This window comes from Microcoleus sp. PH2017_35_SFW_U_B, from assembly GCF_020737865.1.
Lineage (GTDB): Bacteria > Cyanobacteriota > Cyanobacteriia > Cyanobacteriales > Microcoleaceae > Microcoleus.
This window is the reverse complement of the sequence record NZ_JAEQDE010000019.1, coordinates 36,388-61,098: the sequence shown is the minus strand read 5'-3', so window position 1 is coordinate 61,098 and position 24,711 is coordinate 36,388. Positions and strand designations below refer to the sequence as shown.

The following is a 24,711-nucleotide window of genomic DNA, read 5'->3' as shown; positions in this document are numbered from 1 at the left end:
ATGTATATAGACTATAGGAAACTAAAATCAGAACACAAGGAACAAATCATTTTAGCTTTTAACCAAGGCATGGAGTGTCGAGAAATCCCTAACTACCTTGGGGTAAGCGAGAGAGCAGTTTCAAGAGTTTTAAAAGAAGCTGACATTAATACTAAGCGACGAAACCGCTATACTTTAAATGAAAGCTATATTGATATAATTGACTCTCAAGCTAAAGCCTATTTGTTAGGATTGCTAGCTGCTGATGGCTGCGTTACTCAAACTAATTATGTAGCTTTTGAATCAATTGACAAAGAACTCACAGAAATGCTCAGCATAGAGCTACAATACTCTGGTGAAATTAGAATTGTTCAGCCTCAAAATTATGCTCCTCACTACCGAATAAATTTTTCTTCTGAAAAACTGGCAAGCTCTTTACAGGGCTACGGCATCATAACAGGAAGGACTTTTTCAGAAGTTACCTATTTTCCTAACTCCAAATATTTAGCGTCTTATGTGTTAGGGTACTTTGATGGTGACGGTTGTGCTTATGCAAACAAAGGTAGGAGTGGCGGTTTAGTCTGCATTGTTAGTTCCTTTAAATTTGCCTGCGAACTAACAAGGCACTTAGGCATGGGTTCTGTACAAGAGCATCAATTTAAAAAAGTTTATTATTGGAGAATATTTAGTCGGAAAAATATACAAGCATTCTATGATTTTGTGTATCAGTATCCCAGATTAGGTTTACAACGAAAAAAGACTAAAATTGAAGATATTCTCAGGAGTTACAAACATGGTTAAAATCATTAGTAGAAAATCACTAGGAACTCAAGAAGTATATGACATTGGCGTTGAAAGAGATCATAATTTTACACTAGAAAATAGTCTGGTGGCATCTAATTGCTTTAATAAATCCCATTCAATGGCCTATGCCTATATCACTTATCAAACTGCTTATTTAAAAGCAAATTTTCCTGTAGAATACATGGCTGCACTGCTGACTGCTAACAGAGGCGACCAGGAGAAGGTACAGAGATATATTGCTAATTGTATCAAGCTGAAGATTGATGTTGAACCACCTGATATTAATGGTTCTGAACTTACTTTTACGCCATTGCCGATGGAGATGACAAAGGCGGAAAAACATAAAATTTTGTTTGGAATTTCGGCGGTTAAAAATGTTGGTGAGGGGGCTATTGAAAATATTTTGGAGGCGCGCAGGTCAGGGGGTGATTTTAATTCTTTACCAGATTTGTGCGATCGCGTAAATCTACATTCTGTCAACCGCCGCGCCCTAGAAGCCTTGATTCACTGTGGTGCTTTTGACAAAATCGCACCCAACCGCCAGCAATTAGTAAACGACTTGGAAGGGGTTATGAAATGGGCGCAAGACCGCAAAAAAGACCGAGAAACTGGTCAAGGTAATCTCTTTGACTTGTTAGGAGATACTAGCTTTGGGAAGTCGGCGAATAAGTATGAATCTGCGCCAAAATCAAAAACTGTGAAAGATTTTGACACACAGGAAAAATTGCGTTTAGAAAAAGAATTGCTGGGTTTTTATGTATCAGATCATCCCCTCAAGTTTCTGCTTCAATCTAATCAAGATCCAGATGTTGTGACTCTCGCACAGTTAGCCGAGAAAAAGGGTAAAGTATCGGTTATTGTCATGCTCAACGCTATCAAACTGGTAGTGACGAAAAAAGGCGATGCGATGGCAATTTTGCAATTAGAAGATTTGACACATCAAATCAAAGCTGTTGTGTTTCCGAAGGCTTACGAACAATTAAAACCGCATATTATAGAGAATGCTGTATTACTGATTAGCGGGAAAATTGAGAAGGATGGTGAGGAAATTCAGATAATTGTAGATACTGCAAAGCCTGTAGAAACACCAGAGGTTACAGAGGAAATCGAGATCCCACTACCGGAAACACAAAATTCTTGGGCGGCGCCATCGGAAATACAAAATTCTTGGGTGGCGCCATCGGAAATACAAAATTCTTGGGTGGCGCCATCGGAAACGCAAAATTCTTGGGTGGCGCCATCGGAAATACAAAATTCTTGGGCGAATCAACCGGTCAACTTTGGACGATCGACTAAACCAGTGGAAGTTACAGAAATGGTGATTGTCAAGTTTACACCGCCGCAGGTGCAAGATGTCAAAAACCTCAATTCTCTGAAAGCTATTTTGCAAGAACTTTCCAATCGTGGAGAGGATGCTAGCGTTTCGGTGGGGGGAATCGTTGTCGGTGAATATTGCTGTCAACCTCTTCGCATCAAGCGTCAATTGTGGGTACAAGATGGCGATGGCGCTGTTAGCCGTCTCAAGTCGGCGGGATTTGATGCTTCGGTTTTCCCTCTCGACAGTCGCGGGGATGCTGCAATATTTCGGGAAATGCGATCGCAACTTAAGATATATTCTTGGGCCAATCGCTTGCTTGACGCAGATGTCGATCGCATTTCCCAGTATCTCAGCTATCTCGCCCAACTAAACAAACGCCTGCCAAACTAACATTTGGGCCCCATCCCCACCGGTGACTAAAGTTTGACCGTCAGGACTAAAAGCCACCGGATTGCACCCAACTAGGCTGCACAAACATTCGCCTGTTTGCAAGTTCCAGACTTTAACAGTACCATCTCGACTGCCGCTAGCCATAGTTTCGCGATCGGGACTGATAGCCACCGAAATCACCGCGTCAGAATGGCCGCTCAAAGTCTTAATCAATTCCCCCGTCTGCAAGAGATTCTTGCTTTTCGCCACCATTCTGTGAGGATGCTTTGGCTTTAATCACCGCTTCCCGAAAGCCTAAAACTACTAAAATATTGGCAAGTGTCAAGAATAGTTCCGCAGAACCGTGGAGCCAATCGACATTTGCTAGCGACTCATTGTAGGCAACTTTTGCATAAATTGCTGCGGGAATAGTCACACCCACAAACACGAGAGTGCCGTAAAATCCCATCAGAGCTAAACGAGGAGTTTTTCCAGATTTCGTCAAAAACCAGAGAAAACCCAAGTAGGGAAATAGAGACAGCACAAATAAACTTTCTTTGGAAATCATTAGTATTTGGTGAGCGACCAGATACCATCATAGATTAAAAAATTAAAAATTAATGTGAATAAATTTTAACTTTTTGTGGTGAATTTTTCATGTCTAATTTAACAAAGGAACCCATTTTTGTCGAACTGCTAGAGACTCACCCAAGCCCATAGCTTTTAACCTTCTCCGCAGCAGGTCGCTAGTATTAAAAACCCCTGACCCGCGCGGAGACACAACCCGTAACTCTTCCCCTAACACCGTTATTAGTATAACACATTTTCAACCGTGCCAGTCTGTTAATTGTTACTTTACCCAGCAATCCGAAACTGAGACATTTCCAAAGTTGTCGGTCTGCTAGGTATCAAGCAAGTATCGCTCAAAACCTCTAAATCAGCAAAGCGTTTTCTATCTGTTGCGATAATTTCTTCGAGCTTAGCATCAAAATTAAAACGCGGCCCACAATCCCAAAGTTTGAATTGCCAGTGTCCGCTACATACCGTAATTTGCAGTTGAATAGGAGTTTCTGCGGGCAGATTTTTGTGAGCGTGACGAACTGCATTAGTAAAACCTTCAGCTAAAGCTAGCTGTAATTGGAACCAAACCTCATTGGGGATCGATACATCTTGCAACTGCTCCAACCAGTCCAAAACTTTAGTTAAAGCATTCATATCTGTGTTGACTTGCAGGCTGATGTTTTTCAAAGAACTTTCATTCAGTTCTGCTTCCTGCTCAATGTCATCTTGCCAATCCCACTTCTTTAACAAATTCATTAACCCATCTAAAACGCTAGCCTTTTTTATATTTTGCGATCGCGAGCGACTTTCTACTTCGTAACTTTTGCTCAGCGACAAACAATTTCGACCGTCAAGAGTCCGGGTGTAACTCAGCTCGTCTGCAATCTGCCACATGAGTTTGATGCCTCTGCCGCCTTCTGCCAGTTGATCTATGCTGTTCGACATTGATTTTCCTCGTCTGAAAGTATTAGTTGTACCCATTTTTCACACCCGCCGACACACTTTGTCGTTTTTTATACTTGCTTATTCAGTATAATTTCGGCGTTCATACCAAAATGCTATCTTTTTTGTAGAAGGCATCGCATCAGCAATATGTCTTAAGAGTCTAAGCCAATTGGCTTATTTACCGATCGCCTGTACGGAGAGCGATCGCCCCCGTAGCACAATCCGCCTGCATCCACCAGAAATTACCGAATCACTGCCGGAGCTCATTTACCCCAGCCGTCGCCAGCTACAAAATACAAGGCATTGAGCCACTGCCAACGGTGGCTCGCCGGTAGCCTGCAAAGCCGATTTGAGGTAATCGCTCTCATCCTAAAGGAGTAAGTAATATCCGCAAAGGCGATCGTCCGCCAACCTCACACCGGCGTGCCACGTCAATCGATTTTATAAATTCGGGGGAAGAGAGGATTTTCGATTTTCGATTTGGGATTGATTCCACGGATAAATCACGTGGCGGGTACCACAGGTCGAAATTCGCTTGTCAATCGACTAGACCAAGACTGCTGCAAACAAGGCCGTTTCTGCTAAAAATATTGGATTTGACAGCGAAAAATCTAGCAATAAACCCTGTTTTTAGCCCCGCGCGCGTTATTCCAGGAGAAAACTAGGCGATAAAACGCAGTTAGATGAATTACCCGGACTAAGCTTTGCTTGCATCTACATAGTCTGTTATGTTCGAGGAGATTCCGGCAGAGGGGAGAGATCCAGGGAGAAAGTCTGATGAGGAGATGATTTGACAACTAGGTAATAGGTAATTGACATATACAATTTAAACGCGCAACACCTGATGACAAAAATTAAACTGACAATTCTGGCAGCAGTGATTCTGCTACTCCCATTTGGCGCAGCAGTTCCCTTACAAGCTCAAAATCTGCCTCTAATCAAGCGGCTGCTAGCAACAAGAGGATGTCCCGGATGCGACTTATTTGGCGCTTCCTTGAGCCGTGCAGATTTGTTTGGCGCTTCCTTGAGTCGCGCCACTCTCAGCAGGGCCGACTTAGTAGATGCGGATTTGACTGCGGCGGATTTAATGGAAGCTAATTTAAATAACGCCAACATGAGAAATGCCTTTTTAATCGATGCCGACCTCAGCAAAGCCGACATGAGCAGGGCGGACATCAGGGGAGCCAACTTAGAAAATGCCAATCTCAGCGAAAGTTCTCTGCTCGACGCATCTCTTCAGTTGGCCAACTTAAAATGCAGTAATTTGAGCGCAGCTAAACTAAGTCGAAGTGACCTGAGAAATGCCGATTTTTCTGGGGCAAATCTCAGCGGTGCTGACCTCAAAGAAGCTGATTTAAGCGGTGCAAATCTTAGCGGTGCTGACCTCAGAGGGGCCGATTTGAGCGATGCGAGATTGAACAAAGCTAATTTTATAGATGCTAATTTATGCGGCGCCCGGATGCCGAACCGCAAAATATCTCGGCGAGGTTGTGATGTTAAAAAACAACAACCGATTAGCTCGAACAATTACTGCAATTACTGCCGTGCCGTCAATGACTGGTGGTTAGATATTTTAAGGTTGAATTAATTGGTAAGCCGTTTATAGGTGTCGATCTTTAGGTACGTAGTTGCGCTTCAGCGCTCTTTCATATATATAAGATAAGAGCGCCCAAGCGCAACTACGTACCCTTTTTTATCTTTTTTTACGATCGCACTATGAGCTGACGCACCCTACAATAAAAATTTGCTCACTACCCGCAGATATTCTGCACCGCCGATTTGTGCCGCATTATTGTGTCCTCCATTGGGAACCATGTAAAGCTGTTTGGGCTCGGGTGCTGCATCAAACATTTTTTTGCTCATTTCGGCTGGAACTACAGTGTCAGCAGTCCCGTGAATAAATAGTACCGGCATTTGCAGGCGATCGACTTTTGACAGAGAATCAAACCGCTGCGCCAGCAACAAATCTATCGGAAACGCCCTAAATAGCGGTTTTTGGAAGTCTACCATTGCCCTTACCGAAGTAAAAGAACCCTCCACAATTAACCCCGCAGCCTCCGGGTGCCGCACTGCTAGATCGATCGCAATTGCCCCTCCCAAAGAATGACCGTAAATATAAATTTGATTTGGGTTAATCCCCCGCTGTTTCACCAAATAATCCCAGGCCTGTTCAACATCCTCATAAACCCGAGATTCGCTCGGAAAATCGCCCTGACTTTTTCCATAACCGCGATAATCGATCAGAAATACTGACAAACCTAAGCCATGAAATCGATTAGCGTGTTCGACATTTGCTCCCACATTTGAACCATTACCGTGCAGGTACAAAACTACCCGCCCTAAGTTCCCCTTGTGAAGTGGGGGAACCGGAACCCCCCCTAACCCCCCCTTGTTAAGGGGGGGGACAGGAACAGCCTCTCTTGCTCCCCCCCTTAACAAGGGGGGGCTGGGGGGGGTTTGGGATGGTTGAAGTGGAACCACCTCTCTTACTTCCCCCCGAAATTTGCGGGGGTTTTCCGAGGCAGGAATCCACCACCCATGTACGCTTTCCATTTCCAGCGCCGCTGTTTTAGCTGGAATTTGCAGCCAAACATCTTGATATTTCAACTTAAAATCATCTGGCGTAGTTTCGATCGCCCGCGCCGGAAAAAAGATAAACTTACCTTGCGCTACAAATAGCAATACACAAGCAGCAGAATAAGCGATCGCCAAAACTATCCCAAAAGTTATGAGGGATTTAGACAAAACAAATACCAGTAACTTGTTCATAGAAAATAAGACACGCGGGAGATTAGAAATCGGTCAAAAACTAATGACAAATGATTAATTCATATGATTAGCTTTAGATCGATTACTAACTTCCGCAGCAGCGTTCCGCCGAATTTCAAAAATTAATTCAATTCCGGGTGACGCAAGTGCCAATTAGTGGATTGTTCGTAAGCATGAGCCACTTGAAACAGCCGAGATTCTTGCAAAACATTACCAATCAGTTGTATACCCACCGGCAGTCCTTTATCATCAAATCCGCAGGGCAAACTCAAAGCTGGCAAACCAGCAAGATTCACCGGAATAGTCATCAAATCTGACAAATACATACTCAGGGGGTCGTTGAATTTTTCGCCTGCCTTAAAAGCCGTAGTCGGAGCAGTGGGACAGACCAAAACATCAACTTGAGAAAAAGCTTTTTCAAAGTCTTCTTTAATCAAAGTCCGAACTTTTTGAGCTTTGAGATAATAGGCGTCGTAATATCCAGCGGACAACACGTAAGTGCCGATCGCAATCCGGCGTTTAACTTCTGCACCGAACCCTTGAGCGCGAGTTTTGGCATACATATCCAAAAGATTTTCGGGATCGGGCGATCGGAAACCATACTTTACTCCATCATATCTCGCCAAATTCGCCGAAGCTTCCGAGGGAGCAATAATGTAGTAAGTGGGCAAACCGTAGCGGAACCGGGGACAAGAAACGACTTGAATTTCTGCGCCCAATTGTTGAAATTGCTCGATCGCCTTTGTCACGGCGTCTTTAACCGCCGAGTCCAACCCGACGCCAAAAGTTTCTTTAATTACACCAATTCTAATCTGACCCTTCGGTCGCAAACTGGGTCTCAAAGCTTGGGCGTAGTCAGGAATTGGGACATTGAGACTCGTCGAATCTTTACTGTCATAACCAGCGACAGCCCCCAACAAAATCGCCGTATCCTCAACAGTCCGGCCAAAGGGCCCGATTTGATCGAGAGAAGAAGCGTAGGCCACCAAACCGTAACGAGAAACCAACCCATAGGTCGGTTTCAGCCCCACCAAACCGCAAAAAGCAGCAGGTTGGCGGATCGAACCTCCAGTATCCGAACCCAAGCTAACGACGCATTCTCCGCCGGCTACCGCTGCGGCAGAACCGCCAGAAGAACCTCCGGGCACGCGCTCCAAGTCCCAAGGATTCGCGGTAACTTGATAGGCCGAAGTTTCCGTCGAGCTCCCCATGGCAAACTCGTCCATATTCGCCTTGCCCAGAATCACCGCACCGGCTGCTTTGAGTTTGGAGACGACGGTTGCATCGTAGGGAGGGACAAAATTTTCCAAAATCCGAGAGGCGCAGGTTGTGGGAATGCCCTCGGTGCACATATTGTCTTTAACGGCGATCGGGATGCCGGCCAACAACCCAATTGCCTCGCCTGCTGCGATTTGGGCATCCACTTTGTGGGCCTGCGCCAATGCGCTGTCTGCTGTCACGCACAGAAAGCTTTTCAATTTCGGCTCTAGCTGGGTAATTCGGTCTAATGCTTCTTGAGTAATTTCCACAGCAGAGCGTTCTTTATTGACCAGTTGTCGGTGCAACTCGCGGATGGATGCCATGCTCGTACCTTTATCATTTCTACTTTCAGCCACTTAGCCAATATAGCTGGCAATTGCACGCACTTACAGCCCTTCTTCAACTGCGTCTCTATGCTTGCATCTGCGGTAAAAAAAGCTACGTATTTGCCGCGACGATCCCCAAGAAGACAATTTCATCCGGAATTCTCCCCAAAACCAAAGATATATGGTAAGAAGTTCCCGATGCCCCGTTGGAGGAATGCCACCTAAAGCTCACTTAGAATCTCACCTGACGGCAGAGGAACTCAAAATTCGCTACCGGCAGGCACAAAACACCACAGAGTCGCGCCGCTGGCACTTGCTACTCTTAGTTTCCCGAAATTGGACTATCAAACAAGCAGCCCAAGTCGTAGGGATTAACTACGACTACGCCAAAGAAATTGTCCAGCGCTACAACCGAGAAGGGCCTAACTCTGTGAGAAACCGCAGCGGAGACCGCCAGCCCCCTCCTGCCAAATCCTTGCTGAGCCCCGAACAGCAAGAAGAACTGCGACAAGCCCTGCAAGGCCCCGCCCCCGACGGCGGAGACTGGACAGGCCCCAAAGTAGCTCGCTGGATTGCCGAAAAGACTGGTAGCGCTCATGTTTGGCCCCAACGCGGCTGGGATTACCTCAAGCGGTTGGGTGTTGATTGGCGGCGCCGCCGCAGAAAGTAGATAGTTCGCAATATTTTAGAGGGGTCGATCGCCATTGGGTGCGATCGCTCCCTTTATTTTGGCAGAAGTCATTAGTCAGTTGTCAGTATTCGTAGGGTGTGTCGCCTGCGATAAATCCCTAAATTAAATCCACAATTTTGTGGCGACGCACCTGATAGTATTTATCAACAAGCTTGCTACCACAAAAATGTTGGGCGGAGTGAAACGGAGGGTTGTTGCCTGGAGTTCCTGACAAGAAAAGGTGCGTCGCTCGATCGATTGTCGCTCTTTGTGGAGGATTGTCGATGTATCCGCACCCTACGGCTGCGGCTAAAATCTAAAATCTAAAATCGTTTGAATCGTGCAATAATAGCTGATTAGATTGAATTTGGTTGTGTTGAGGATGTCGAGTATGCCAGGGTTCAGCCGTTTTTTGTCGATCGCAAACAAGATGGCGGCAGTAGCAGCCAGCATCGGACTGGTTCAGGTGTTAACCATCGCCAGTTCACTTGCTCAATCATCTAATCCGCGTTCCCTAGACGAACTCTACAAAATTCGCGATCGGCTCGTCACCCAACTAGAACAACCCGCCTCACCCTCCCCAGAACCAACCCTGCTCTCTGGCTTAGTTCCCTTCGCCGGCAATTCTCAAGAAAAATTGGTACAGCAGTTGCAAGAGGTGGAAGTTCAAATATTAGTAGAACAGAGATCTAACGACAACTTACAGCAAGCAGTCCGTTTAGCCAACCGAGCCGTAGAAACGGGAGGGAAGTCAAATCAGTCGATCGAATCTTCGCAGCAAACTCAATTTTTGTGGCACCAGGCCCTAAACAACTTACAAGAAGTTCCCCAAAATTCATTTTTAGCTCCCCTCACAGCCTCCAAAGCTCAAGAATACCGGGAAAATTTAACCGTAGCAACCTCTCAAGTCCAGCAAGCAAAATCCGATTTTTTGGCAGAGGTTGCCCGTTCAAGCGGTTTGTCGAATGAAGCGTCGATCGGGATTTGCCACCTTTCTAGAGAGTGCGTCAACCTCCGGGGCGATGTGCCTCCTATCAGCCCGGCCAGCTTAATTAAAGTGCCGATAGCTGTCGCCCTGATGCAAAAACTCGACAAAGAAAAAATCAGTCTGAACCATGAAGTATTCGTCGATCCGGGCAATTTCACCGAAGACTCATCGACGAAGATTTTGTCTAGGCGCAATTACCCGGTACAACTACTGTTAGAAGAAATGATCGATCGCAGCAGCAACATCGCCACCAATCAACTGATCGATTATTTGGGTTCCGATTACATCAATCAATTCTTAGAAAATCGCGGCTACCAAGTCACCCGCGTGAACTTCAAATTAATGGGGGAAAAAACTATGCCCGCCAACCCCGGTTCCGGGCCCAACCGCGTAACTGCTAACGAACTCACCGAAATGATGGTGCAAATTTACAACGGCGAAACACCGGGCGCTAAACTGTTAGTAGAAACTCTCAACCAGCAGTACGATCGCGCTTTGGGATTTGCCGCCTTGAAAGGAAGTAAAGCTCAGTGGTTGGGCGAAAAAACCGGGGAGAATTCCCTGGTGCTAGGCACAACTTTAGCGATGAACATTGACGGCGAAGCCTATGTGATGACTGTGATAGACAGCCGCACCAGTGGCGATCTACAAATCCGCAAGTCTATTGCTAAAATTGCCGATTATATTAGTAATAATCCCAGCTTTTAAAAATGTGAAAACTTGTTAAAAATTTATGTGCCTGAATCCAGGAGATATTCTGTGCGATCGCTACGAAATTATCGAAAAATTGGGGCGGGGAGGGTTTGCGATTACCTATACAGCTAAGGATTTAAAGCAACTAGAAAATTCTCCTTGTGTAGTCAAGGAAATTTTGCCTCCTCAATCTAAAGATTCGCAAGTTTTGCAAGGAGCAAAAGCACTATTTGAAAAAGAAGCTAAAGCCCTGGAGGAACTCTATAAGTGCGAGTGCACTCCTAGGTTCATCGCTTTCCAGAAAATGGAAATTTTTACTTAATTCAAGAATACATCGAAGGAACTCCGCTCAATGAAGAACTCTTTGTCGGAAAGCAGTTAGGCCTTGCTTTTGTTCCCGTCAAGTATCCGACAGCGGCTGCGGCAGGTTTAAAGTGCGATTAACATAATTAGGTACGTTGTTGCGCTTGGGCGCTCTTTCATATAGACAAGAGCGCTGAAGCGCAACAACATACCTTAATAACGTAGATTTATATAATCGCCAAATCAGAAAATGTCCCACACAAAACTCAACGTTTCTGTCAAAGGAAAAGGATTTCCGATTCTCTGCTTGCACGGCCATCCAGGTTCCGGCGATTGTATGTCTGTCTTCACAGAACACCTATCACAGCGGTTTCGGACGATCGCCCCAGACTTGCGCGGATATGGCAACAGTCGCACCTCAAATTCCTTTGAAATGACCGACCACTTGCTTGATTTAGAAGCACTTCTAGACCGATTAGGGGTCGATCGCACTTTAGTGATCGGCTGGTCTTTGGGAGGCATTTTAGCCCTGGAATTAGCCATGAAATATCCCCAGCGAGTCACCGGTTTGATTCTCCTCGCATCCGCAGCCAAACCGCGCGGAAGTCACCCGCCCATTTCTTGGCAAGATAATCTTTACACCGGTTTAGCCGGAATTATTAACTGGGTGGTACCCGGTTGGCAGTGGAATATTGATACTTTTGGCAGGCGATCGCTCTTTCGCTACTTGATCCAGCAGCATACAGCCACCCCTTACCGCTACTTAGCCGCCGCAGGTACTCCCGCCTACCTCCAGACTTCCCACAAGGCTACAAAGGCGTTAAATACCGCTCTCAGAGCCGGATACGATCGCTTACCACAACTCGGCGAGATTCAATGTCCGTGCTTGGTGTTGGCCGGAGAGGGCGATCGACATATCACCTCAGCATCCAGTTTAGAAACAGCCCGCCACCTTCAGGACAGTCAGTGGCAGTGCTATCCCAATACAGCCCACTTATTTCCTTGGGAAATTCCCGATCGGGTAGTCACAGATATCGATCGGTGGATTGAGAGTCACCCCCAAGCAGTTGGCAATTCCGAGTCTTGAGTTTTGAATTTTTAGAAGCAATCAATCATCCAACCGTCTAGAGTTTTGAAGCTATATCGTTGGCGTTGGCATCCGAGTTAAACAGTGCGATCGTCCCAAATGGCGATCGGGATTAGCTTGCAGGGTATAATTCCGATATTGCCGGATTTAAATTGACAACTCAAAACTCAAAACTCAAAATTCCTGCTGCTACTGGCTGCTCAAAACAGGCAACAACCCTCCCTCACCAAACTTTCCCAAATCATCTGCAACCGTCAAAGCAATAGGTTTGCAGCGCTGAATGGAAACACTCAGACCTTCTGCACCTTCATTTTCTATGTCTTCTATATATCCTGCTTTTGCAGATTCCGCCTCTTGAGCCGTCAAGAAGGGGCCAAAATAGTAAATACACCGCGGCGCTGAAGTTTTCACTTCAACCCACCAAGCCAATCCGAAAAAGTTGAGCAAGCTAATCAAGAGTTCTTTCATCTGCTTTTCTTCTAATGTATTTAACGGTGTTTTCAGGGTGCTGCGGGCAACGCCTGCGCTTTTGTTATTTACGCGGCTTTAATGCTACAAAGAAACAATCCAAACCTATTTAAAGTCAATATCTAAATAGATTGGTGTCGATTTCCTGTTTGACAGTAAGGAGAAGGCTCCTTCTACTTTCGCCTGTCCGTAACGGCGGCCGATGTATTATTACTTGTTCGGAGGGTACTACCGCTCAATGTTTTGGCGGCATTCGCATATTTTTGCATCACCGTAGTTGCTTACCTATTGGGAATAACCAAAGTGCTTTATCCTCAGAGTTATCTGTTTGTTATGCAGTTGGGCTCTAATTTGAGTACATATTAGGTGTTTTCTCAGGTGACATTCTACTCGATATTTTGGTAGTGAGGTCTCAGTAGCTAGAGACACCGATAACCAGGCTTTAGCTACTTACATAAATTACTCTGTTGTGCTGTTTTTTTCAACCAATTTGACTATCCGTGGACGTGAAATTTTTTCGGCCCGCGCTGGCGGTAAATTTCGTATAAAGCCATTCCCGTTGCTACCGAGACATTCAGGCTAGGAGTCTTTCCCCTTAAAGGAATTGAAACTAATCCATCACATCCGCGCTGTATCAAAAGGCTCAAACCGTCAGCTTCACCGCCCACAACTAAAACAGTCGGCCCGGAGAAGTTGATTGTCTCTAATGAGTCACCCACGCCTGCTGCTGTGCCGTAAATCCAGAATCCAGCCTCTTTCAATTCTTCCAAGGCCCGGTTAAGATTCACAACCCTTGCCACTGGCAGGCTTTCCAATGCGCCGGCTGACACTTTTCTCACTGCCGAGGTAATCCCAACTGCCCGTCGCTGCGGAATCACCATCCCCTGAGCTCCCAATGCTTCTGCGGTGCGAATAATCGCCCCTAGATTGTGGGGGTCGTTGAGTCCTTCGGCTACCACAATTACGGGATCTGCACAAGCAGCCTTAGCCTGTGCGATCAGTTCACTCAAATCCAGGTATTCGTAAGCTGATACTTGGGCGGCTACGCCTTGGTGGTTTGCCTTGCGCGTGATGTAGTCGAGGCGCAAATCGTCAACTTCGTCGATAATGCTGCCGTTGGCCTTGGCTTCGGTTAGCAAGCTGTGAAAGCGGGGATCGTAGCGCAGGTGCGGGACAACCCAAATTCGGTTCAGGACTTGGTTGCTTTCTAAGGCTGCTTGCACTGCATGGCGGCCGTAAATCATGTCATCTGTGTCTGCGTCTGGCTGCACGACTGTATTTGAGTTCGTGTCTACCGGGCGAGTGTCTCTGTCTTTGTCTCTGTCTCGGAAATGGTTGCCGCGGAATTCCGGCGGGCTACTATCTCTGTCTCTGTTTTTGTCTCTGTCTTTGTAATAATTGCCCCGGGATTCCTGCGGGCTGCTGTCTCTGTTTCTGTCTCGGAAATTGTTGCGGGCTGGCTGTGGGCTGTCGTCTCTGTCTCGGAAATTGTTGCGGGCTGGCTGTGGGCTGCCGTCTCTGTCTCGGAAATTGTTGCGGGCTGGCTGCGGGCTGCTGTCTCTGTCTCGGAAATTGTTGCGGGCTGGCCGCGGGCTGCTGTATCCGTCTCCGTCTCTGTCTCTGTCGGGGAAATTATTTCTGCCGGTGGGTTGGCTGTCGGAATCGACTCTCCGTTTGAAAATTGCTCGCACGGGCATTTCTCGGGATTGGGGCGAAAAGGTCGATCGCTTTTGAGGGGCGTCTGTTGGGCGAGTGTCGGGACGGGGCTTGCGTTCAAATCTGGCAGAGGACGGTTGTGAGTCCTGACGGCGGCCTTCGCTGCTCCAGGGCTTGCTGTCGGAATTCGATCGCGAGGAGTTTGGTCTAGTAAATTTTCTCATTTGTTTGTTGTGGTCAACACGATTTTAGATTTTAGATTTGGGATTTAGGATTGAGGGAGCAATCTTAGGGCTTTGAGATTTTAGATGTTAGATTGAGGGAGCAAGGATTTTACTGCTGCTTAACTTGCTAACGATCGACATATCAATCTTGTTTGTCTTCGCGAGCTTTTTGCTGTTTTAGGCTAACCGTGCCAGAATTATCAATTAATTCCTCACTCTTCCCAAATTTCGGCTAAATACTTTCAGTATCAAGTTCTAAAAATCCCAAAATTTCGGTCAATCTTTCGGGGTCTGTCAGGTACAAATATCCAACCAACGTTTCTAAGCTGGTGGCTTGTTGGTATATTTCTGGATCTGCTCGCTTAGAACGGCCCGATACGGCATTGCGGCCGCGCTTGACAATTGCTAATTCTGTACTGTTCAAGTAAGGAGAGATCGATCGCAAGTGACGCGCTTGAGTTTCTGCTCGTACTTGCCCCACCACCAATTCGTGATAAGCTTGCAATCTTCTCGGTGGCATTAAATACGAACTCCGAATGTAGAGTTCGTAAACTGCATCCCCCAAATATGCCCATGCTGCGGGCGAAATTCTTTCTATTTCTGCGGGTGTCGCCCTCGGAGGATGGATTCGATCTAAACCGAGATCTGTCAGACTCAGCTTTGGGTTGTCATCGGCGATCGGCGACATACTTTTTTAAATAAAACTTCGGCACAGCTTGGCTTTTCTACACTTACTTATTTCGTCTTTTGTCACTTCAGATAATTATAGCTTTCACAGGAGTGTGCTCTGTGAGAAACTGAGATCTTCTACAGACAAGCGAGCTGAAAACTCGCGGCACAACCATAAGAATTTGCTATCCAGCATCGATCGCCGGATAGCGAATTAAACCCACTGTAGCGTCAAGCATCCTTGACGTTTTTTACCGCCTCATCAACCGAAGGCTGCAAAGACAAAAATTTCTCTAAGCGAACCAGTTTAACAGTCTGAGTTACGCGGGGATTTGAGACAATTTGCAATGTCCCTTCCATGGTTTGGGCTTTCTTGACAAGTTGCACAAGTGCGCCCAAGCCTGAACTATCCACAAAATCTATCTGAGACAAGTCCAAAATTACGTGTTTTGGGCCCTCGTCAATACATTTGCTTAGTACCTTCCGAAAAGTGGCCTCAGAAAAAGCGTCCAGCAGGCCAGTCAAGCGAAATAACTGATGGTTATTCTTGACTTCGCGAGTGCCTCTGAGGCTAACGGTCAGGGTCAATGACTCAGGAATGACACCCTCCTAGCTAGGTATGGCTTAAAGTCGAGGCTTCATTATAGGAGTTTTTTGGTATTTTGTCTACAGTTTTTTAGTTATGGGTCATGGGGCATGGGGCATGGGGCATGGGGCATTGGGCATGGGGCATGGGGCATGGGGCAAACAGGTCATTGGCCAAACAGGTCATTGGCCAAACAGGTCATCAGTCATTGGTAATCGGTCATGTTTCCTAATGACTAATGACTATTGACTATTGACCAATGACTAAGCTGGTACTTTCTGATTGTCTCGCATTGACTGGACGAATCGATCGAACAAATAGTCAGCGTCGTGGGGGCCCGGACTGGCTTCTGGGTGGTACTGGACTGAGAACAGGGGTAAGGTTTTGTGCTTCAATCCGGCTACAGTGCGATCGTTCAAGTTGAGGTGAGTAATTTCTACTTCCGGGACTAGGGAATCAGGGTCGATCGCAAAACCGTGATTTTGGCTAGTAATTTCTACCTGCTGAGTTAAACCTGCTGGATGATTCAATCCCCGGTGCCCGAACTTCAGTTTAAAAGTTTCCGCACCCAAGGAAATGCCCAGAATCTGGTGTCCCATGCAAATGCCGAACACAGGTTTGTCCGACTTCAACAAAGCTTTCGCCGTCGCGATCCCTTCCGTTACCGCCGAAGGATCTCCAGGCCCGTTGGACAGAAAAATGCCATCCGGGTTGTATTTGAGAATTGCTTCCGCTGACGTGTCGGCGGGTACAACAATTACCCGACAGCCGTAACTCGCCAAACGGCGCAGGATGTTGCGCTTGACGCCAAAGTCTAGGGCTACCACTGTCCACATTTTGCCATTAGCAGGCTTAACTGTCGGACTGAACTCCCACACAGCATCTGTGGCTTCAGACCACTCGTAAACCTCGCGGGTGGTTACTTGCTTCACCAGATTCAGCCCGGCCATGCTGGGGGCGTCTTGGACTTGCTCCAAAAGCTCCGCCTGGTCGAGAATCACGGTCGAAATGCCGCCGTTAATGGCTCCTACGGTGCGAATTTTGCGAGTCAGGGCGCGGGTATCGATGCCGTAAATACCTGGGATGTCGTACTGTTTTAGGTAATCTTGCAGGGATTGCGAACAGCGCCAGTTGCTGGGTCGGCTGCATACGTTACGGGCGATCGCACCTCGGATTTGCGGCCGCGAAGATTCTTCATCTTCGAGGTTTACCCCGGTATTGCCCAATTCTGGATAAGTAAAAGTGACAATTTGACCGCAATAGCTCGGATCGGTCAAAACTTCTTGATAGCCCGTCATTCCCGTGTTGAATACGACCTCGCCGACGACGGTGGCGTCAGCGCCAAAAGACCAGCCGCGGTAAGCAGTACCGTCAGCTAGGACTAGGAGAGCGGGTTGTGCAGTTGAAAGTGACATGGCATCCTTAAATTACAGTCGTTTGGTTTAATTCTTACCACTGCCTGGGATTTGATGCTAGCCGGCAATATACAGATATTATTGGAATTTGTGCCAGCCGAGGCAGAATGTGTTGGTGCCGGAGTCCAGGGCTATCTATGCCAAAAGGCAGTTGTCGTTGTTACGATCGAGCTAAACCGTTTAATCAAATTATGATCGGCCAATCTCCCTTACCTTTATCCTCCAATTCAATCAAGCCTCTGCTGAACCCTCAAAACCTGCGGAAACCTTTACTGGCTTTAACAGCAGTTATTTCTCTGAGCAGCTCAATTTTACTTGACACCGCCGTCTACTCTTCGCGAGCGACAGCTCAAGAGAGCGAGGGATGCTTTATGCGGAACTCCAGCGGCCAAACTGTCAGCTTGAGTCGATCGGTATGCGGTTTTCTCCCTCAAGAATCGACTCCCGCTGCTTCGCCTGCTTCGCCTGCTTCGCCTGCTTCGCCTGATACCAAGTCGGGAGTGTTTCTAGTCAAAATTAAACGCCGAGAAGCTAATATCCCAGTCATAGAAGTCACATTTAACGGCAAACAAAAGTTTGAGATGATGGTGGATTCGGGAGCCAGCCGCACCGTCATTACACCAGCAATGGCTACCGCTTTGGGGATAGTTCCTAAAGGAACCGTGCAAGCAAAAACTCCGAACGGAGAGGCTACTTTTTCTCTCGGCAGTCTTACTTCAATTGAAGCTGGCGGTTTGGCGATTAATAATATAGTTGTACCCATCTCCCCAGCACTAGAAATTGGGCTGCTCGGTCACGATTTTTTTGGTAATAAAGATGTGACTATTAAGCAAGATGTGATTGAATTTCGCTCGCGCTCATAGAGAGAAGTTCGGCAGCGGATTATGTAACAGATGTAACGCAATACGGTTCACTTAACACTTTTTGTTACCCACAGATTTCCCTCGCATCCCCCTTAAAAAGCAGGGTGCTTTTCTTGTCATCATGGAAATAAGTACGTAGTTGGGCTTCAGCCCTCTTTCAACATACCTGTATAGAGGGCTAAAGCCCAACTACGTACCTTGTACCTTGATTAATCCGTTAAATCCCGCACATCGATCGTTGCCGAACTTATTCCTTCACCGCAAAAACTCCACCAACTGCTGCAACTTCAACCAAGATTCACCACTCGATAAAATCTCCTTGGCCAAAGTAACTCCTGCTGCGTGGGAACCGATCGGAATTACACCTCCCACCTGAAAAGCCAAAGACGCATTCAAAGCTACAACATCCATTTGTGCTGCTGTACCTTTGCCTTGCAACACGTTGCTCAAAATCTCGGCGTTTTCCTCAACATTTCCGCCTTTTAACGAGCCGATCGCACTTGGCGTCAATCCTACCTGTTCCGGATGCAAACTTGTCAGTTCAACCTGGCCGCCCGACAAAACCGCCAAATCCGTCACATCACCCAAACCCGCCTCATCCAACTTTTCTCGGCCGTGAACGACTATCGCCAACTCAGTTCCCAACTCGCCCAAAGCTTGGGCAATAGTTGATACCAGACTGGGATCGAACACCCCGATTACCTGCCCTGTAGGGCGCATAGGATTGACGAGCGGCCCTAAAAGGTTAAAAACAGTCCGCACCTTCAAAGTGCGTCGGAGCGATGCTACAGCCTTAAGTGCGGGATGCCACCCAGGCGCAAATAAAAAGGTGATGCCCGTAGCGTCTACCGCAGCTTTTACCTTGGCAGGATCGGCGCCCAGGTTGACTCCGAGTGCTTCCAACACGTCAGCCGAACCGACTTTGCTGGATGCCGATCGATTTCCGTGTTTGGCGACTCGAACTTTGCCCGCAGCAGCCACAAAGGCTACAGCAGTGGAAATGTTAAATGTGGACGCACCATCGCCGCCTGTGCCGCAAGTATCAATTAATTTGAGATTCGAGATGGGAGATTGGCGATCGACAACGCTCTGGGACTCGCCCGTCAGGGACTGAGACTGCAATACCTGAGCCATTCCTGCTAATTCTGAGGCCGAGATGCCTTTGGCTTGGAGGGCTGCTAAAATGGCTCCTGAAAGCACGGGGGGTATGGCTTCTGCCAGCCATCCCTGCATTAAGTCGGCAGCTTGGACGTGCGAAAGAGATTGTCTGTCTAACAGTTGTTGCAGCAGGGCTGGCCACAGGGGAGAGTCCGCTGTCAAAGTTGAAGCTGCGGATATATCTGGTGTTGTAAGTACGGAAGAATCAGTCATGTAGCGACAATGAATTTTTTGCTGGGGTGGGCTGTTTGATGTCGGGCCTGGGCCGAGTGTCGATCGGGATTTTACCAGAGTTGCTGCCGACATTTGGCGCGCCCTGACCCAAATTTTTGCCAAAATGACAGCAGGGCGAAAAACTGTAACTAGATTGTTAGACAAAGTTGCCCATATGCGCCCGATCGTGGGTAGCTTTTGTCTTCTGTTAGATTTTCCATACTTGCTGCGGTGTCTGATATTGGTCACAATCAGACAGTGCAAGCAAGAAATATATGCCGCGAGCCAAATAAAGGAATGCCATGCTACTCGGATTTAAAACCGAATTAAAACTTAATGCCCGACAGCGAATACTGCTAGCCAAACATTGCGGGGTAGCTCGTCACGCTTGGAATTGGGGACTGTGGTTGACCAAAAACATTCTCGACCACAATCAAGCAAACCCCAACGAAAAACTCAAATTTCCTACAGCTATTGACCTGCACAAACTGTTAGTAGCTATGGTAAAATCAGAGAATGCTTGGTATTACGAGTGCAGCAAATCTACACCGCAGATCGCATTAATAGCATTGCGAGAAGCATGGAAACGGTGTTTTAAAAAGACTGCTGGCGTACCGAAGTTTAAGAAAAAAGGAAGGGGAGATTCTTTCACATTAGAAGGAACAGTCAAAATCAGCGCGAGCAACAAAATCCAAGTTCCTGTAATTGGCGTCATTAAAACTTATGAAAAGTTACCGCAAGTATTGACTAAATCTTGCACGATATCCCGGATTGCCGACAGGTGGTTTATCAGTTTCAGGTTTGATGTAGAACAACAAGAATCATGCCAAACAAATATTGTAGGAGTTGACCTCGGTATTAAAGCATTGGCTACTCTCTCAACAGGTGAAGTAGTTATAGGTGCTAAATCTTACAAAAAATACGCAGCAAAACTCTCAAGGATGCAATGGTTTAGTCGCCATAAAGTCATCGGTTCGAGTAATGGTCAAAAAGCACAGAACGAGATAGCAAGATTGCATAGAAAGATAGCTAACATCCGTAAAGATACATTACACAAACTAACGACATTACTTGCCAAAAACCACGGTGTAATAGTTATAGAGGATTTGAATGTATCCGGGATGATGGCTAATCATAAACTGGCTGCATCAGTTGCTGATATGGGTTTCTTTGAGTTCCGCCGCCAGTTAACCTAGAGCGTGCAAGTTGTACGGTTCAAAGTTGGTAATAGTTGACCGTTGGTTCCCAAGCTCAAAAACCTGTTCTAATTGTGGAACCAAAAAAGAAACACTCTCTCTGTGTGAGCGAATGTTTGAATGCAGCCATTGTGGTTTTAAGATTGACCGCGACTTAAATGCGGCAATCAATTTGTCAAAAACCGTCAGTTAGGCGGGGTTAGCCTGTGGACTGGACAAGTGCCGACACTACCAGGATGAAGCAGGAAGTAAACGAAGCCCCGAGGCATCCAACATTGCCTAATTTTGGGTCGCTTTGGGTAGGATTTATGTAACGGCTACAGAATTTATTCCACGAAACTAGCCCAATATGAATTTTTTGATACAACAATGCTCCCTCGGATTGTGACAATTTTAGATAGGGGCCTCATCTACTAAAGAGCGATCGACCGTCAGCTATATAATCTGCCAGCAAAAATCAATGGTAACTGGCACCATTGGTGGCAGCATTCAGCTAGAGTGGCGGATTGCTTGCAGCAAGTTTGCCAGCCGATGGGGCGATCGTCTAAAAAATCAGCAGTTGGTACTGTACTTTGGAGCGATCGTTGTCAAAGTCACTGCCGAAACAGGAAAAAACAGTTTACAGCTAATTTCAGCCTGTACAATTATTCCTCATTTATTCAGGAAGCTTTTAACAGACGAGTTTGGATCGAACGATCGCAACTTTCAGCAGATTGATTGGCAAATCCGATTTTGACAGTCATTTGTAGCTCAAAATAAAATAAACCCGACTGGTTAAACTTTCGTAACTCTACTAACAACTAACGGCGCAGTAGATGAAGTCAATAAATACAGCAGTGTCCGGAGAATCTCAGACTCTAGCCGTTCTCGATCGGATCCAATACACATATTCTGTAGGGACACAACACAGCGTTGTGTCCTGATATGTGTTGCAAGCAATTAAGGCTTGACAACAACGATCGCACGGCTCGGCGGTGGATTTATCGACTTGGCGATCCAGCATCTATACTACTAACAGACACTCAACAATATTGAATCTTTCACAAAAACACACCAGGGTATTCAAAAATGGCACACCAAAAATTAGCAAACAAAACGAACGACTGTAAATTAGAAAATAAAACGATAGAATGCCTGAATATAGAGGAGGCACTGCACCAAATGGAAGCAAAATATCAGAGTATGTTTGAAAATGCTGTTTCCGGCATTTTCCAAACAACCCATGACGGTCGCTACATCAGCGCTAACCCAGCTTTGGCTCGCATCTACGGATATAATTCTGCCGAAGAATTGATGGACAGCCTGACTAATATTAGCGATCAGCTTTACGTCAATCCCGATCGCCGCAATGATTTTATTTCTGCTTTGCAAGCAAAAGGCATCGTGTCAGATTTTGAGTCGCAGATTTATCGCAGAGATGGAACAGTAATTTGGATCGCGGAAAATGCCCGCGCAGTCCGCAACCCAGGCGGTCAATTGCTCTACTACGAAGGTTTTGTCGAAGATATTACCCAGCGCAAAAATGCCGAATCTAGGCTTAGAGAAAGTGAAGAACGCCTGCGAATGGTAATAGAAGGTGTTAAAGATTATGCTATATTCATGCTAGATACTAAGGGGTATGTAGCAAGCTGGAATTCGGGAGCCAAAAGAATTTTAGGGTATGAATCTAGCGAAATAGTTGGGAAAAATTCTGAATGCTTTTATACGCCTGAAGATATTGCAATTGGCAAACCCCAAGAAAAATTAATCACAGCTAGCGAAAGAGGTAGATATCAAAGTGAAGGCTACCGGTTCCGCCAAAATGGCTCCCGATTTTGGGCGAAGATTATTGTGACTCCTTTGCGGGATGAAAGCGGAGAGTTGCAGGGCTTTTCTCAAGTAATGCAGGACATTACTAACCAAAAGCGGGCTGGAGAAGAAAGAATGCAGTTGATTGCTTCTTTGCAAGCTTCAGAAAAAAAGTTTCGCACTCTGTACGAATCGACGACAGATGCGGTAATGCTGCTAGACGAAAAGAGTTTTTTAGATTGCAATCCGGCTACTTTAACTTTATTTGGATGCAGCAGTGAATCGGAGTTTTGTGGCAAGCATCCTTCGGAATTTAGCCCGCGGCTGCAACCGAACGGGCAAGATTCTATGAGTCTTTCTCTAGAGCGAATTAATACGGCTATGGAAACAGGAAATAGTCGTTTTGACTGGGTACACTGCCGTTTGGACGGTTCAGAGTTTCCGGCGGAAGTGCTGTTAACTTCTATGGATATCGGCGGCAAAATGCGGCTGCAAGCCGTGGTGCGCGATATCACTTATCGGGTGGAGGCAGAGGTTGCTCTGAAGCAGGCTAACGAGGTATTGGAATGCCGGGTTAAAGAGCGGACAAGTCAGTTGGAAGAAGCTATTAAAAGGTTGAGTTTGTCGGAGGAAAAGTTTTCTAAGGCTTTTCGATCGAGTCCAGATCCAATGACTATTACTACTTTTGCTGAGGGTCGTTTTATAGAAGCTAATGATAGTTTTTTATCGATAACTGGTTACAGTTTAGAAGAAATGACCTGCAATACAGTAGCGGGATTAAATATTTGGGTAAAGCCTCAAAACAGACTTGATTTTAGGCAATTGCTGCAAGTACAGGGTGTTGTTCGCAACGCCGAATGCGAATTTCGGGTGAAGTCGGGATCGGTGGTGGTGTGTTTGGTGTCAGCCGAATTGATTCATTTGGAGGGGGAACTCTGCGTGCTCGTGGTGATGACAGATATTACCGATCGCAAACACGCAGAAGAAGCCCTGCGGGAAAGCCAGCGCGCCTTGTCCACCCTAATGAGCAATTTGCCGGGGATGGCCTACCGCTTTCGCAACGATGCCGATCGCAGTATGGAGTTTGTCAGCGAAGGCTGCTATCAATTATCCGGCTATTCTCCCGAAGAATTTATCGGCACCCCGCAAGTTTCTCTATCGGAATTGACTCACCCGGACGATCGCGAAATCTTCTGTAATGCCGTAGAAATTGCCCTGCGAGAAAATCGACCATATCAGTTAAATTACCGCATAACTTCTAAAAACGGGGAATTAAAATGGGTTTGGGAGCAAGGTTTGGGAGTATATTCCGACTCAGGCGAATTGCTCGCTTTGGAAGGGTTAATTACTGATATTTCCGAACAAAAACGCAGCGAGGAAGCTTTGCTGCGATCGCAAACCGAGTTAACCCAGCAAAAACTTCAGCTCGAACATACTTTACAGGAATTGCAGCAAACTCAAGCAGTATTAATTCACACCGAGAAAATGTCTACCCTCGGTCAAATGGTAGCCGGTGTTGCTCACGAAATTAACAATCCCGTTAGTAGCGTCTGCGGCAATCTCGTCCACATAGGTCACTATACCGAAGATTTGCTGAATTTAATCGATATGTACCAGCAGCACTGCCCACAGCCACCGGCATCAATTCAACAGAAAATTGAGGATATCGAGCTAGATTTTCTCTTAGAAGATTTGCCAAAAGCTATCTCTTCGATGCAGATTGGAGCCGATCGCATTCGGGAAATTGTGCGATCGCTCAGAAATTTCTCTCGCAAAGACGATTCTCAAATGACCAAGGTTAATCTACACGAAGGCATTGAAGGAACGCTGCTAATCCTGCAAAGCCGCCTGAAAGCCCGAGGCAACTATCCCGAAATTGCCGTAATTAAAGAATATGGCAACTTGCCTTTAGTTGAGTGCTATTCCGGTAAAATCAATCAGGTGTTTATGAATTTGATCGGAAATGCGATCGACGCGATCGAGGAATACAACGCAGGGCGATCGGTTCTAGAAGCCAAAGCTAACCGCAGCAAGATTAAAATTAAGACGGAAGTCCAAAACTCCAATGCTGTAATTCGGGTTTCTGACAACGGCCCCGGTATGCCCGAAAAAGTTTGCCAGCAATTATTCGAGGCCTTTTTTACCACCAAACCCGCAGGCAAAGGCACCGGTTTGGGCCTGTCCATTTCCTACAGAGTCCTCCAAGAGCACGGCGGGATGCTGACTTGCGTGTCTGCACCAGGGCAAGGAGCCGAATTTATCATCGAAATGCCGATCGAGCAAATTAGTCAGTAGTCAGTAGTCATTAGTGCGAGCGTCCCCGCTCGCGAACGCTATTAGTGCGAGCGTCCCCGCTCGCGAACGCTATTAGTGCGAGCGTCCCCGCTCGCGAACGCTATTAGT

23 protein-coding genes are annotated in these 24,711 nt (G+C 46.5%); 12 read left to right on the top strand and 11 right to left on the bottom strand.

All coding sequences use genetic code 11. The features are described 5' to 3' along the window. Both JGK36_RS00380 and JGK36_RS00375 read left to right on the top strand, forming a co-directional pair. Positions 1 to 780: an LAGLIDADG family homing endonuclease gene (locus JGK36_RS00380; protein WP_293174862.1), complete on the top strand. Its 780-nt coding sequence runs from the start codon at positions 1 to 3 to the stop codon at positions 778 to 780. Next, a complete protein-coding gene (locus JGK36_RS00375; protein WP_293174865.1) occupies positions 773 to 2,491 on the top strand; it encodes an OB-fold nucleic acid binding domain-containing protein in 1,719 nt (572 codons plus the stop codon). Before JGK36_RS00380 ends, JGK36_RS00375 begins: the two co-directional genes overlap by 8 nt. Here the strand turns inward: JGK36_RS00375 and JGK36_RS00370 are convergent. From JGK36_RS00370 to JGK36_RS00360, 3 genes are all read right to left on the bottom strand, one after another. Continuing rightward, positions 2,468 to 2,704, bottom strand: a complete 237-nt coding sequence (locus JGK36_RS00370) for a hypothetical protein (protein ID WP_293174868.1) — start codon at positions 2,702 to 2,704, stop codon at positions 2,468 to 2,470. The two genes, JGK36_RS00375 and JGK36_RS00370, sit on opposite strands and share 24 nt — an antisense overlap. Then, positions 2,697 to 3,038, bottom strand: coding sequence for a DUF3593 domain-containing protein (locus JGK36_RS00365; RefSeq protein ID WP_293189641.1), 342 nt, complete (start codon positions 3,036 to 3,038; stop codon positions 2,697 to 2,699). The genes JGK36_RS00370 and JGK36_RS00365 overlap by 8 nt, the downstream gene beginning before the upstream one ends. A gap of 287 nt (positions 3,039 to 3,325) precedes the next feature. Next, positions 3,326 to 3,976, bottom strand: coding sequence for an ATP-binding protein (locus tag JGK36_RS00360; protein WP_293189639.1), 651 nt, complete (start codon positions 3,974 to 3,976; stop codon positions 3,326 to 3,328). 844 nt (positions 3,977 to 4,820) lie between these two features. Between JGK36_RS00360 and JGK36_RS00355 the strand changes: the two genes are divergently transcribed. After that, the gene (locus JGK36_RS00355) at positions 4,821 to 5,564 is read left to right on the top strand and encodes a pentapeptide repeat-containing protein (RefSeq protein WP_293195739.1); all 744 of its coding nucleotides are present in this window, start codon (positions 4,821 to 4,823) and stop codon (positions 5,562 to 5,564) included. A gap of 143 nt (positions 5,565 to 5,707) precedes the next feature. Here the strand turns inward: JGK36_RS00355 and JGK36_RS00350 are convergent, their stop codons facing one another. Together JGK36_RS00350 and gatA are read right to left on the bottom strand one after the other, a co-directional pair. Continuing rightward, entirely contained in the window at positions 5,708 to 6,745 is a 1,038-nt protein-coding gene (locus tag JGK36_RS00350) for an alpha/beta fold hydrolase (protein WP_293174879.1), read from the bottom strand. A 122-nt stretch (positions 6,746 to 6,867) separates the two neighbouring features. Further along, the gene (gatA, locus tag JGK36_RS00345; protein ID WP_293175005.1) at positions 6,868 to 8,328 is read right to left on the bottom strand and encodes an Asp-tRNA(Asn)/Glu-tRNA(Gln) amidotransferase subunit GatA; all 1,461 of its coding nucleotides are present in this window, start codon (positions 8,326 to 8,328) and stop codon (positions 6,868 to 6,870) included. 217 nt (positions 8,329 to 8,545) lie between these two features. On the opposite strand from gatA, the gene JGK36_RS00340 reads away from it, so the two are divergent. The 4 genes from JGK36_RS00340 (at position 8,546) to JGK36_RS00325 (ending at position 12,072) form a co-directional block, all read left to right on the top strand. Next, positions 8,546 to 9,001 carry a helix-turn-helix domain-containing protein gene (locus tag JGK36_RS00340; protein ID WP_293175010.1) on the top strand — a complete coding sequence of 152 codons (456 nt, stop codon included), beginning with the start codon at positions 8,546 to 8,548 and terminating at the stop codon, positions 8,999 to 9,001. Between the two features lie 391 nt (positions 9,002 to 9,392). Beyond that, entirely contained in the window at positions 9,393 to 10,697 is a 1,305-nt protein-coding gene (locus tag JGK36_RS00335; RefSeq protein WP_293174881.1) for a serine hydrolase, read from the top strand. A 25-nt stretch (positions 10,698 to 10,722) separates the two neighbouring features. Continuing rightward, on the top strand, positions 10,723 to 11,004 hold the full coding sequence (locus tag JGK36_RS00330; protein WP_293174884.1) for a hypothetical protein: 282 nt from the start codon (positions 10,723 to 10,725) through the stop codon (positions 11,002 to 11,004). A gap of 231 nt (positions 11,005 to 11,235) precedes the next feature. After that, positions 11,236 to 12,072, top strand: coding sequence for an alpha/beta hydrolase (locus JGK36_RS00325; protein WP_293195741.1), 837 nt, complete (start codon positions 11,236 to 11,238; stop codon positions 12,070 to 12,072). A gap of 189 nt (positions 12,073 to 12,261) precedes the next feature. On the opposite strand, the gene JGK36_RS00320 is transcribed toward JGK36_RS00325, so the two are convergent. The 5 genes from JGK36_RS00320 to carA all read right to left on the bottom strand — a co-directional run bounded on the left by JGK36_RS00320 (position 12,262) and on the right by carA (position 17,090). After that, positions 12,262 to 12,540 carry a DUF1816 domain-containing protein gene (locus JGK36_RS00320; protein WP_293174890.1) on the bottom strand — a complete coding sequence of 93 codons (279 nt, stop codon included), beginning with the start codon at positions 12,538 to 12,540 and terminating at the stop codon, positions 12,262 to 12,264. Positions 12,541 to 13,034: 494 nt separating this feature from the next. Beyond that, on the bottom strand, positions 13,035 to 14,420 hold the full coding sequence (rlmB, locus tag JGK36_RS00315; protein WP_293195743.1) for a 23S rRNA (guanosine(2251)-2'-O)-methyltransferase RlmB: 1,386 nt from the start codon (positions 14,418 to 14,420) through the stop codon (positions 13,035 to 13,037). Positions 14,421 to 14,652: 232 nt separating this feature from the next. Then, a complete protein-coding gene (locus tag JGK36_RS00310; protein WP_293174896.1) occupies positions 14,653 to 15,108 on the bottom strand; it encodes a ribonuclease III domain-containing protein in 456 nt (151 codons plus the stop codon). A 212-nt stretch (positions 15,109 to 15,320) separates the two neighbouring features. Beyond that, complete coding sequence (locus JGK36_RS00305; RefSeq protein ID WP_293155451.1) at positions 15,321 to 15,677, bottom strand: STAS domain-containing protein; 357 nt, start codon at positions 15,675 to 15,677, stop codon at positions 15,321 to 15,323. Positions 15,678 to 15,938: 261 nt separating this feature from the next. Further along, on the bottom strand, positions 15,939 to 17,090 hold the full coding sequence (gene carA / locus JGK36_RS00300) for a glutamine-hydrolyzing carbamoyl-phosphate synthase small subunit (protein ID WP_293195746.1): 1,152 nt from the start codon (positions 17,088 to 17,090) through the stop codon (positions 15,939 to 15,941). A gap of 137 nt (positions 17,091 to 17,227) precedes the next feature. Between carA and JGK36_RS00295 the strand changes: the two genes are divergently transcribed. Next, entirely contained in the window at positions 17,228 to 17,953 is a 726-nt protein-coding gene (locus JGK36_RS00295) for a retropepsin-like aspartic protease (protein ID WP_293174902.1), read from the top strand. Positions 17,954 to 18,208: 255 nt separating this feature from the next. Here the strand turns inward: JGK36_RS00295 and trpD are convergent, their stop codons facing one another. Beyond that, positions 18,209 to 19,324, bottom strand: coding sequence for an anthranilate phosphoribosyltransferase (gene trpD / locus JGK36_RS00290; RefSeq protein ID WP_293175013.1), 1,116 nt, complete (start codon positions 19,322 to 19,324; stop codon positions 18,209 to 18,211). 302 nt (positions 19,325 to 19,626) lie between these two features. Between trpD and JGK36_RS00285 the strand changes: the two genes are divergently transcribed. The 4 genes from JGK36_RS00285 to JGK36_RS00270 all read left to right on the top strand — a co-directional run bounded on the left by JGK36_RS00285 (position 19,627) and on the right by JGK36_RS00270 (position 24,603). After that, on the top strand, positions 19,627 to 20,520 hold the full coding sequence (locus JGK36_RS00285; RefSeq protein WP_293195749.1) for an RNA-guided endonuclease TnpB family protein: 894 nt from the start codon (positions 19,627 to 19,629) through the stop codon (positions 20,518 to 20,520). A gap of 10 nt (positions 20,521 to 20,530) precedes the next feature. Then, positions 20,531 to 20,713 carry a zinc ribbon domain-containing protein gene (locus JGK36_RS00280; protein WP_363319142.1) on the top strand — a complete coding sequence of 61 codons (183 nt, stop codon included), beginning with the start codon at positions 20,531 to 20,533 and terminating at the stop codon, positions 20,711 to 20,713. Positions 20,714 to 20,980: 267 nt separating this feature from the next. Further along, positions 20,981 to 21,256, top strand: a complete 276-nt coding sequence (locus tag JGK36_RS00275) for a hypothetical protein (RefSeq protein WP_293174912.1) — start codon at positions 20,981 to 20,983, stop codon at positions 21,254 to 21,256. A 332-nt stretch (positions 21,257 to 21,588) separates the two neighbouring features. Further along, the gene (locus JGK36_RS00270) at positions 21,589 to 24,603 is read left to right on the top strand and encodes a PAS domain S-box protein (protein WP_293174915.1); all 3,015 of its coding nucleotides are present in this window, start codon (positions 21,589 to 21,591) and stop codon (positions 24,601 to 24,603) included. Positions 24,604 to 24,711: the final 108 nt, after the last annotated feature.